At 72.7% G+C, this 10997-nt stretch carries 9 protein-coding genes; all 9 read left to right on the top strand.

Features of this window, described 5'->3' with window-relative positions; all coding sequences use genetic code 11:
• The first annotated feature begins 3 nt into the window (after positions 1–3).
• From RKD05_RS03710 to RKD05_RS03670, 9 genes are read left to right on the top strand one after another with little or no spacing between them, the layout of a single operon-like run.
• Positions 4–1470, top strand: coding sequence for an aldehyde dehydrogenase family protein (locus tag RKD05_RS03710; protein WP_424708102.1), 1467 nt, complete (start codon positions 4–6; stop codon positions 1468–1470).
• Between the two features lie 5 nt (positions 1471–1475).
• Positions 1476–2486 carry a phosphotriesterase family protein gene (locus tag RKD05_RS03705; RefSeq protein WP_424708100.1) on the top strand — a complete coding sequence of 337 codons (1011 nt, stop codon included), beginning with the start codon at positions 1476–1478 and terminating at the stop codon, positions 2484–2486.
• 3 nt (positions 2487–2489) lie between these two features.
• Positions 2490–3512 (top strand): phosphotriesterase family protein, encoded by a 1023-nt coding sequence (locus tag RKD05_RS03700; RefSeq protein ID WP_424708098.1) that lies wholly within the window; start codon positions 2490–2492, stop codon positions 3510–3512.
• An 8-nt stretch (positions 3513–3520) separates the two neighbouring features.
• Positions 3521–4153 carry a cysteine hydrolase family protein gene (locus tag RKD05_RS03695; RefSeq protein WP_424708097.1) on the top strand — a complete coding sequence of 211 codons (633 nt, stop codon included), beginning with the start codon at positions 3521–3523 and terminating at the stop codon, positions 4151–4153.
• Positions 4150–5667, top strand: coding sequence for a GMC family oxidoreductase (locus tag RKD05_RS03690; RefSeq protein WP_424708096.1), 1518 nt, complete (start codon positions 4150–4152; stop codon positions 5665–5667). Before RKD05_RS03695 ends, RKD05_RS03690 begins: the two co-directional genes overlap by 4 nt.
• The gene (locus RKD05_RS03685; protein ID WP_424708094.1) at positions 5664–7079 is read left to right on the top strand and encodes an amidase family protein; all 1416 of its coding nucleotides are present in this window, start codon (positions 5664–5666) and stop codon (positions 7077–7079) included. Before RKD05_RS03690 ends, RKD05_RS03685 begins: the two co-directional genes overlap by 4 nt.
• Before the next feature lie 25 nt (positions 7080–7104).
• Entirely contained in the window at positions 7105–8466 is a 1362-nt protein-coding gene (locus RKD05_RS03680) for an amidohydrolase (RefSeq protein ID WP_424708092.1), read from the top strand.
• Positions 8463–9482 carry a hypothetical protein gene (locus RKD05_RS03675; RefSeq protein WP_424708090.1) on the top strand — a complete coding sequence of 340 codons (1020 nt, stop codon included), beginning with the start codon at positions 8463–8465 and terminating at the stop codon, positions 9480–9482. The genes RKD05_RS03680 and RKD05_RS03675 overlap by 4 nt, the downstream gene beginning before the upstream one ends.
• Positions 9479–10900 (top strand): amidase, encoded by a 1422-nt coding sequence (locus tag RKD05_RS03670; RefSeq protein ID WP_424708089.1) that lies wholly within the window; start codon positions 9479–9481, stop codon positions 10898–10900. Before RKD05_RS03675 ends, RKD05_RS03670 begins: the two co-directional genes overlap by 4 nt.
• The last annotated feature ends 97 nt before the right edge of the window (positions 10901–10997 follow it).

Raw genomic sequence — 10997 nt, 5'->3', positions numbered from 1 at the left:
CCCATGAGCCTTCGCCCCACCGTCACCGCGCTGCCGGAGTACGAACCGTTCCTCCTCGGCAGAGAGTGGATGCCGCTCGGCGAGCGCCCCGCGCGCGCGGTGATCGACCCCGCCACCGGGGAAGTGCTCACGACCGTGGCCGACGCCACGGCCGCCGACGTCGACGCCGCGGTCGCGCTCGCCGTCGCGACGCACGCCGACCGCCGCTGGCGCGGGCTCGCGCCGCTCGAGCGCGCGCGGATCCTCAACCGGGTCGCCGATCTCATCGAGGAGCGGCTCGAAGAGCTCGCGGTGCTCGAGACGCGCGACAACGGCAAGCCGATCGAGCGCTCCCGCGCCGACACCGCGATGGCGGCGCGCACGTTCCGGCACTTCGCCGGGGCGCCGTCGCGCCTGGGCGGCACGGTCGTCTCGGTCGACGGCGGAGGGCACCACGTCTACACCGTGCAGGAACCGGTCGGCCCGGTGGCGATCATCCTGCCGTGGAACTTCCCGATCATGACCGCCGCGTTCAAGCTCGCCCCGGCGCTCGCCGCGGGCTGCCCCGTGGTCGCCAAACCCGCGGAGGACACCCCGCTCACGCTCCTGCGCCTCGGCGGCATCCTGATCGAGGCGGGCGTTCCCGCCGGAACCGTGAGCATCCTCACGGGCGACGGGTCGGTCGGCGCCGCGCTCACCGCGCACCCCGGCATCGCGAAGATCACCTTCACCGGCTCGACCGAGGTGGGGCGTCTGGTCGCCCACGCCGCGGCCGACGACTTCACGCGCGTGACGCTGGAGCTCGGCGGCAAGAGCCCGAACATCGTGTTCGAGGACGCCGACCTGGATGCCGCGGTCCTCACCGCGATGCGAGCGTCGTTCGGCCACTCGGGGCAGATGTGCACCGCGGGGAGCCGCCTGCTCGTGCAGCGCTCGATCCTCGCCGAGATGACCGAGCGGATGACGGCGGCCGTGGGCCGCGTCCCCGTCGGCGACGGCCTCGACGGCGGCATCACGGTCGGTCCGCTCGTGTCGGAGGAGCAGCGCGAGCGCGTACTCGGCTACATCCGCGCCGGTGTCGACGAGGGCGCGACGCTCCTCGCCGGCGGCGGGGTCCGCCAGCCCGGGTTCTACGTCGAGCCGACCCTGTTCGCCGGCGTCACCAATGACATGCGCATCGCCCGCGAGGAGATCTTCGGACCCGTCGTCGGCATCATCCCCTTCGACGACGAGGCGGATGCCATCCGCATCGCCAACGACACCGCGTACGGCCTCGCGGCGGGAGTGTGGACCCGGGACCTCGGCCGGGCGCACCGCATGGCGGCCGCGCTGGACGCCGGCACGGTGTGGATCAACACGTACAACCTGTTCGACCCGGCGCTGTCGTTCGGCGGCACGGGGGAGTCGGGGCTCGGCCGCGACCTCGGGGAAGAGGGCCTGCGCGGGTTCCTGGAGACCAAGAGCGTCGTCATCGCGATCCCGGAGGCCTGACTCGCATGCTCACCGTCCACGGCGTCTCGGGACCGATCGCCCCCGAGCAGCTCGGCGTCACGCTGCCGCACGAGCACGTCTACATCAACATGACGCGCACGACCCCGCAGGACGGCTACCTCGCGGTCGAGGAGGAGATGCTCGCCGAGCTGGCGCTGTTCCGCGCCGCGGGCGGTTCGACGCTCATCGACCTCACGAACGGCGAACTCAGCGACTACGCGGCGCCGTTCGGCGAGAGCGACGACATCACGGAGCTGCAGCAGAACCGGCGGACCGGGTCGCGCTCGATCGCGAACGTCCGGGCGACGCGACGGGCCGCGGAGGCCAGTGGCATCCAGGTCATCCTCGGGACCGGCCACTACTACGACACCTACCTCGACAAGGAGTGGTTCGACCGGACGCCGACGAACACCCTGGCCGACTTCCTCATCGCCGACCTCCTCGACGAGATCCCCGGCACGGGGGTGCGCGCGGGCGTGATCGGCGAGATCGCCTCGGACCTGTCGCACATCACCGCGGTCGAGGAGCGGTCGTTCCGCGCCGCCGCCCGCGCGGGACGCGAGACGGGCGCCCTCATCACGACCCACGCCGCGTCGTTCCCGACGGGCCTCGCACAGCTCGAGATCCTGACCGAGGAGGGCGTCGACCCGTCGCGCGTCGTGATCGGCCACGCCGACACGGTCAAGAGCGTCGACTACTCGCTCGAGCTGCTGCGTCGCGGGGCGTTCGTGGAGTACGACTGTCTGATGACCTGCCGCGTGGGCGGGACGCTCGTGCGCCACCAGATCGACCGGCGTATCGACTACCTCCGTCGCATCATCGACGCCGGCTACGCCGACCGGGTCCTCCTGTCGCACGACGTGTGCCAGCGGTCGCACCTGCGCGCGTACGGCGGCCCGGGATACACGTTCCTCTTCGAGGAGTTCCGGCAGATCGCCGTCGAATCCGGCATCGCGCCCGAGGTCCTCGACGCCATCCATCGCGACAACCCGCGTCGCGCCGTTTTCGGGGAGTGACCGATGCCCATCCACACCGTCCTGGGGCCCATCGACGCCGCCGACCTGGGCCGCACGTCGATGCACGAGCACCTGCTGAGCGACCTGCGCATCTGGGCGAAGACGCCCACCGAGCTGCCGCCCGAGGGTGTGCCAATGGGCCCGGAACTCATGGCGTACCTGCGCTGGAACTTCCTCTCGATCCCCGAGAACATCGTCCTGCACGACCCCGAAGTCGCCGCCGAGGAGTTGGCGCACGTCGTGACGTCCGGGGGATCGGGCGTCGTCGAGCTCACCCTCGACGGCATGGGCCGGCGTCTGGCCGAACTCCCCGAGATCTCCCGCCGCTCCGGCGTGCACGTCATGGTCGGGGCCGGGTTCTACGTCGAGCCGACGATGCCGGACGACGTCCGGACCGCCGACGTCGACACCCTCACCGAGCTGCTGCTGACGCAGCTGCGCGAGGGCATCGACGGCACCGGCATCCGCCCCGCCCTCCTCGGCGAGATCGGCACGAGCTACCCCGTGACGGATGCCGAGTGGCGCTCGCTCCGCGCCGCGGCGCGCGCCGGGGCCGAGACGGGGGCAACCGTCTACACCCACCAGTCGTTCCGCGGCATGGCCGGGACCGAGGTGCTCGAGGTGCTGGTCGAGGAGGGGATGTCGCCCGACCGCGTGATCATCGGCCACCTCGACGAGTACTGGGACCAGGCCTACCACCGCGACATCGCGCAGGCCGGGGCCGTGCTCGCGTACGACACCTTCGGGTCGGACTTCTACTACGGCGGAGCCGACCTCCGGAACCCGACGGATGCCGAGCGCCTCGACATGGTCGAGTGGCTGCTGTCCGAGGGCTACGGCGACCAGCTCGTCATCGCGCAGGACGTGTGGGCGCAGGCCAACCTCCGCCGCAACGGCGGGCGCGGCTACGACCACCTGTTCGCCCGCATCGGCCCCGCGATCGCGAAGATCGCCGGCGACCCGGCGGTCGCCGACCAGATCCTCATCCACACCCCCCGGCGGTTGCTCGACCGTCCGACGCTCTAGGAGCCCTCATGACCGACATCGCCCCCATCGGCCCCGCCCACCTGGTCGGCCGCACCGTCCTGATCGTCGTCGACATCCAGGGCGGCGCCGGCACCACCCCGCCCGAGGAGGGCGGGATCCCCGTGCTCATGGGCGGTCGCGCCGAGCGCCGCGAGCGCGTCCGCGCGCTCGTCGACAGCGCCCGCGCGGCCGACGTCCCCGTCGTGTGGATCCAGGAGGTGCACAAGCGCTCGCTCGTCGACATCGGGCGCGAGCTCGACGGCTCCGAGGGCCCGCACTGCATCGAGGGCGACCCCGACACCGAGATCGCGGCGTGGCTCGACCCGCAGCCCGAGGAGTTCCTCATCCGCAAGCGCCGCTACTCGGCGTTCTTCGGCACCGAACTCGAGATCGTGCTGAAGGCGTACAAGGCCGACACGGTCGTGCTCGTCGGCGGTCTCACCGACGTCTGCATCCACTACACCGCGGTCGACGCGCACCAGCACGACTACCGCGTGCGGGTCGTGACCGATTGCGTCGCCGGGTCCACGCAGCGCGCGCACGACAACGCCCTCGAAGCGGTCCAGTACCTGCAGCGCGACGCCCTCGTGACAGCGGCCGAGGTGACCGCGTCCTTCGACGCCGCCGTGGTGCCCGCGTGACGAGCGGCCTGCCCCGCGAAGCGGCGTACGTCGTCGTGGGCGGCGGTACGGCGGGGAGCGTCGTCGCCGCGCGCCTCGCGGAGGCGGGCCACGAGGTGCTCCTGCTCGAGGCCGGACCCGACTTCGGACCCGAGGGGGATCCGGCCTGGCCGGCGGACCTCCTCGACGCGACGCGGCTGGGCCGCTCGCACGACTGGGGGTACGACTCCGGCGACACCTACCCGTGGACGGTCGGGTTCGAGCGCGCCCGCGCCATCGGCGGCTCGAGCGACGTCAACGGCTGCACCCAGACGTGGGGGCACCGCCGCGACTACGACGCGTGGGCCGAGGCGGGCCTCACCGGGTGGACCGCGGACGACCTGCTGCCGCTGTTCCAGGAGGGCATGCGCCGCCTGCGCGTGCACCGCTTCACCGCCGATGAGCTCACACCCTGGCAGCACGCCTGGTACGACGCCGCCCCCGCGGTCGGGATGCCGCGGGTCGAGACGCTGAATGACCTCGACGAGGCGGCGGGCTTCGCGCCCGAGGACATGAACATCCAGGACGGGGTCCGCATCAACGCGGCCTTCGGGTACCTCGACCCTGTCCGCTCCCTCCCGAACCTCACCATCGTCGGCGAGGCGCTCGTGGACCGGGTCGTCGTCACGCACGGCCGTGCGACGGGCGTCGTGGTGCACCACCGCGGCGAGGTCGTCGAGGTCCGGGCGGGCACGGTCGTCCTCGCCGGCGGCGCCTACAACTCCCCGACGATCTTGCTGCGCTCGGGCATCGGACCGTCCGCGCAGCTCGCGCCGCTCGGCATCCCGGTCGTCCAGCACCTCCCCGGCGTCGGCGAGAACCTCCACGACCAGCCGTTCCTCCTCCTGAGCTGGGAGGGGTCCGAGCGGATGAGCGCGGGAATGGATGCCGCCCGCGCGGCGGGGTGGGCTCCCGACGAGCAGGCGATGGGCAAGGCCGCCTCCAGCGTCGAGACCGAGGCGTTCGACCTGCACTTCCTGCCGTACAGCCCCACCCACCGGGGCGACGAGAAGCGGTGGAGCATCGGGACCTCGGCGCTCCTCCCGCGCTCGCGCGGGTTCGTGCGGATCCGCAGCACCGACCCCGAGGCCAAGCCGATCATCGACCACCGGTTCCTCACCGACCCCGAGGGCCTCGACGTCGCGATGCTCATCGACGGCGCGGAAATCCTGCGCGACCTCGCCGCGACTCCCGCGCTCGCGCCGCTCGTGGGCCGCGAGATCCACCCCGGCCCCGACACCTTCACGCGGGAAGCGCTCGCGGCCCACCTGTACGCGCACCCCGACAACTACTGGCATCCGGTCGGAACGTGCCGGATGGGCGTCGACGGCGACCCGCTCGCGGTCGTCGACGCCCGCGGCCGGGTCCACGGCGTGGAGGGCCTGCGGGTCGCGGACTGCGCGATCATGCCCCGCGTGCCCCGCGCCACGACCGCCATGCCCGCCGTCGTGGTGGGAGAGAACATCGCCCGAATGCTGATCGAGGATGCCGCATGAGCCTGTCGCACCTGACCCGCCGTTCCGCGTCCGCCCTGGCGGAGGCGATCCGCCGCCGCGAGGTGTCGTCCGAGGAGGTCGTGCGCGCGCACCTCGAGCGCATCGACGCCATCAACCCGTCGGTCAACGCGATCGTGTCGTATCGCCCCGAAGAGGCGATCGACCGCGCGCGCGAGCTCGACGCGCTCCAGGCGCGCGGGCTCTCGATGGGCCCGCTGCACGGACTGCCGTTCGCGGTGAAGGACCTGATGGATGTCGCGGGGCTCCCCACGACGCACGGATCGCGCATCCACGTCGGCACGGTGGCCACCGCCGACAGCGTCATCTCGGGGCGCATCCGCAGTGCCGGGGGCGTCTTCGTCGGGAAGACGAACACGCCGGAGTTCGGTGTCGGCTCCCACACGTTCAACGACGTCTTCGGGATCACACGCAACCCGTACGACCTGTCCCGCTCGGCGGGCGGCAGCAGCGGAGGGGCCGCCGCCGCGGTGACCAGCGGCATGCTGCCCATGGCCGACGGATCCGACCTCGGCGGCAGCATCCGCAACCCCGCGTCGTTCGGCAACCTCGTGGGGCTCCGTCCGACCGCGGGCCGCGTCGCCTCGGCCCGGCCCGGCAACGCGTGGGACCCCGGTTCCGTCCTCGGCCCGCTCGCGCGCACCGTGCGCGACACCGCCCTGCTGATGTCGGTGATCTCGGCGCCGGAGCGTCGGGCGCCGCTGTCCATCGACGAGGATCCCGCGCTGTTCCTGTCGCTGCAGCCCCGGCCGTTCGCCGGCGCTCGTATCGCCTACAGCGCTGATCTCGGCGGCCTGCCCCTCGACCCGCAGGTGCGGGCTGCGACCGAGGCGGCGGCGCGTCTGGCCGCCGACCTCGGCGCCGAGGTCACCCCGGTCGACATCGACCTGTCCGAGGCCGACCTCGTGTTCGAGACGTTCCGCTCGCTGGAGTTCCTCGACGCGCACGGCGAGGAGGCCGCGGAGCACCCCGACCTCGTCAAGCAGACGCTCAAGGACGACATCGCGTGGGCCGGCGGCTTCACGGCCGAGACGATCACGCGCGCCGCCGGGGCCCGCACGCGGCTGTTCCGCCGGTTCCAGGCGCTGTTCGAGGACGTCGACCTGTTGCTCGCACCCTGTGTGCAGGTGCTGCCCTTCCCGGTCGAGTGGGAGTACCCGACCGAGATCGACGGCGTCGCGATGGACCGCTACTACGCGTGGCAGCGGTCCTGCAGCCGGATCACCGCGACGGCGATGCCCGCCCTGTCGCTGCCCTTCTCGTTCTCGACCGAGGGGCTGCCGATCGGCGTGCAGTTCGTCGGTCCGTACCGCGCCGACCGCACACTGCTGGAGTTCGGTCTCACCTGGGAGGGCGCGGCCGCCGACACGATGGCGCGCCGCCCGGCCCTGTAAACCACCGCCGCCCGAGGAGCCCCGCATGACCCCGTCCCCCCGGAACGACGCCCCCACCCTGCTGATCGCGCCCGTCCGCACGATGGACCCCGACCGGCCGCACGCCGAGGCGTTCGCGGTGCACGGGGGCCGTATCCTCGCGGTCGGCGACCTCGACGATGTGCGCGCGGCGCTCCCGGCCGAGTACGAGACCGAGGAGCTCGACGGCGTCGTGCTCCCGGGGCTCATCGACGCCCACCTGCACATGCAGCGCGGCGGCCTGAAGGGCAGCGAGCACGTCACCGCCGACGTCGACATCGACGGCTACATCGACGCGATGGCCCGCACGTTCGACGACGAGGACTGGACCGGCGCCGAACCGCCCACGCTCGACCAGCGCGTCGCCGGCCTCGACCTCGTGCAGCCGCTCTTCCACGCCCTGGGCTTCACCGGGATCGTCGACCCCGCCGTCACGCCCGACGAGATGCGCGGCTACCAGGAGGCGCACCGCCGCGGACGGCTCACCATGCGGACCGTCGCGATGCCGTACCTCGAGATCGGCTCGCCCGACACGCCCGACGTCGACGCCGTGATCGCCCACCTCGCGGGGACCGGGGTATCGACGGGCTTCGGCGACGACGTCCTGCGCCTCGGCCCGATCAAGGTGTACGCCGACGGCGAGGCACTCAAGGGCCAAGCCCTCCTGGATGAGCCGTGGGATGCCACCGGCTACCGCGGAGAGCAGCGGATCCCGGATGCCGAGTACGCCCGTCTCGTCGCGTTCTGCGCCGCGAACGGGTGGGGCGTCGGCACGCACGCCGTCGGGGGAGCCGCGATCGGGCTCGTCGCGCGGGAGTACGCGCGCGCCGGCGCCGCGGTCGCGGAGAACCGCTACCAGGTCATCCACGGCTACCTCGAGCCGAGCGCCGAGACGATGCGTCTGGCCGGGAGCGTGGGGACCGTGGCATCCCTCCAGCCCTCGATCATCTGGCACAACGGCGTCGGCCTGCGCGAGAAGCTGGGGGACCGCGCCGAACGCGCCAACCCCATGCGGTCGTGGATCGACGCGGGCGCGGTGCTCGCGCTCGGGTCGGACGGGCCGTACTTCGCCTTCGACCCCCGCCACCTCATGTGGCAGGCCGTGACCCGGCACGTCGCGAACGCGACCGAGCCGCTCGACCCGTCCGAGGCGATCACGGTCGACGAGGCGCTCGCCGGGTACACGACCGGCGCGGCGTACGCGAGTCTCGCCGAGCACGACCGTGGCATGATCCGCCCGGGCATGCTCGCCGACTGGGCGCTGTGGTCGGCGGATCCCGTGGATGCCGGTGTCGAGGCGCTCCGCGAACTGCGCGTGCGCCGCACGGTCGTCGGCGGACGCACCGTGTACCGAGCGGCCGGCGCGTGATCGAGACCGTCCTCGGCCCCGTCCCCGCGGAGGGGTGGGGACCGACGTCGACCAACGAGCATCTGCTCACCGACTCCCGCGGGCTCGCCCGCCCCCTCCCGGACGGCTCGTTCCTGGACGGTCCACCGCGTCTGGAGACGTGGGGCGACCTCCGCTGGAACTGGATGTCGATGCCCGACAACCTCACGCTCGACGAGCCGGGCGCGGCCGTCGAGGAACTCGCCGCCGCTCGAACCGCGGGCCTGCACGCGGTCGTGGAGGCCACGTCGTGGGGCATGGGGCCGCGGCACGCGGATCTGCCGGACATCTCCCGCCGCAGCGGCGTGCAGATCGTCGCGGCCTACGGCTCCTACATCGACAAGACCCTTCCGGCATGGTGGCGCGACCTCCACGAGAGCGAGATGTTCGAGCTCTTCCGGACGGCGCTGACGGATGCCGTGCCCGGGACGTCGTTCCGCGCCGGACTCCTCGGGCTCCTCGGCACGAGCGCGGAGATCACCGCGGCCGAGGGGCGAGCCCTCCGCGCCGCGGGACGCGCCGCCGCCGCGGCCGGAGCGTCGGTGAGCATTCGCCTGGATGCCGCCGCCCGCCGCGGCCCCGAGGTCGCCGGCATCCTGACCGCCGCAGGCCTCGCGCCCGAGCGCATCCTCTTCTGCAACATCGACAAGGTGCTCGACCTGCATTACGTGTGCGAGGTCGTGGACACCGGCGCGGTGGTCGAATTCGCGTTCGGCAGCGACCACTCGTTCGGCGGCGGGATCCGCGACCACACCGACCGCGAGCGCCTCGACTTCCTCGGCGCGCTCGTCGCCGCCCGCCCCGATGCCGCGATCACGCTCAGCTGCTCCGTCTGGACGAAGGGGCAGCTGACGCGCTACGGCGGCATGGGCTACGGCCACGTGCTCACGCGCATCGCCCCGCTCCTCGCGGGCCTCGGCGTCGACGACGCCCGCCTTCACGACATGCTCGTCGCGCGCCCCGTCGCGCTCCTGGACAGGACGGAGATCCTCTCATGACCCCCACCGACCCGCCCCTGCACCGACGGAGCGCGCGTGAGCTCGCCGCCGGCATCCGGTCCCGCGAGTTCTCCGCCGAAGAGGTCATGCGCGCGCACCTCGCGCGGATCGAGGAGCACAACCCCGCGGTCGCCGCGATCGTCACGATGGTGCCCGAGTCCGAGGCGCTCGCCCTGGCGCGCGAGGCCGACGCCGCCGTCGCGCGCGGCGACGAGCTGGGGCTCCTGCACGGTCTGCCGACCGCGGTGAAGGACCTGCTGGACGTCGAGGGGCTCCCCACCCGGCACGGCTCGCGGATCCACGCCGACGCGCCGCCCGCCCGCGCCGACGCGATGGTCGTCGGACGGATGCGACGCGCGGGAGCGCTCGTCATCGGCAAGACGAACACCCCCGAGGCCGGTCTCGGCACGCTGACGTTCAGCTCGATCGCCGACACGTGCCGCAACCCCTACGACCTCTCGCGTCACGCGGGCGGATCGAGCGGTGGGGCCGCGGCCGCGGTCGCGGCGGGGATGCTGCCGTTCGCGGACGGCTCCGACAGCGGCGGCAGCCTGCGGTATCCCGCGGCCTTCTGCAACGTCGTGGGCCTGCGGCCGACGCCCGGTCGCGTCGCGAGCGGACGGCTCGACAACGGCTGGACCGCCCACGGGGTGCTCGGCCCGATGGCGCGCACGAGCGACGACGTCGCCTACGCCCTCGCGGCGATGGCGGGTCCCGACCCGATGGCACCCCTGTCGATCGCGGAGGACCCGGCCGTCTTCGCCTCCCTGACGCCGCGGCATCCGGGGTCCGTCCGGATCGGGTGGAGCAGCGATGCGGGCGGAGTGCCGATCTCGGCCGAGGTCGCCGCCGTGCACGCCCGCACGCGCGACGCGCTCGCCGCCGCGGGGTACGAGATCGTCGACCTGGATCTCGAGCTCGCGGATGCCGAGGCCGCCTGGGAGACCGTCGAGATGTACAACTTCTTCGCCTCGTACCGCGGAGAGGCGGCCACCCATCCCGACCTCATGCGCCCCGACCTGCTGCGCAACGTCCGGCAGGGGGAGCGCATCACGGCGGCAGAGCTGGCCGACGCCCTGCGCACGCGCACCGAGGTCTTCCGCCGGACCGAGCGGCTGTTCGCCGACGTCGACGTCCTCATCGCCCCCGCGACGCCCGTCGTGGCGCCGCCGGCCGAGGTCGAGTGGGTCGAGCGCGTGGGCGACGCCGTCTACGATCGCTATTTCCGGTGGCAGATGCTCGCGAACCGCTTCACGGTCACGGCGCACCCGGTCGCCGTCACCCCGGCCGGATTCCACGGGCACCTGCCCGTGGGCATGCAGGTCGTCGGCCGCCACCGCGGCGAGGCCGAGCTGCTCTCGATCACCGCGGGGATCGAAGCGGTGCTCGGCCTGACCGCCCGCGGGCCGCTGGACTGAGCGACCTTTTACATCTCGGAAACATGCTTGGTACACAGCAGCGGATCCAATCCTGCAAAATTGGATCCAGTTCCACCCGAGATATATCCATGATCCT

This window comes from Microbacterium sp. SLBN-111, from assembly GCF_049739645.1.
Classification (GTDB): domain Bacteria; phylum Actinomycetota; class Actinomycetes; order Actinomycetales; family Microbacteriaceae; genus Microbacterium.
Note: the sequence above shows the minus strand (reverse complement) of the source record. Positions and strands in the feature narration are given on the sequence as shown.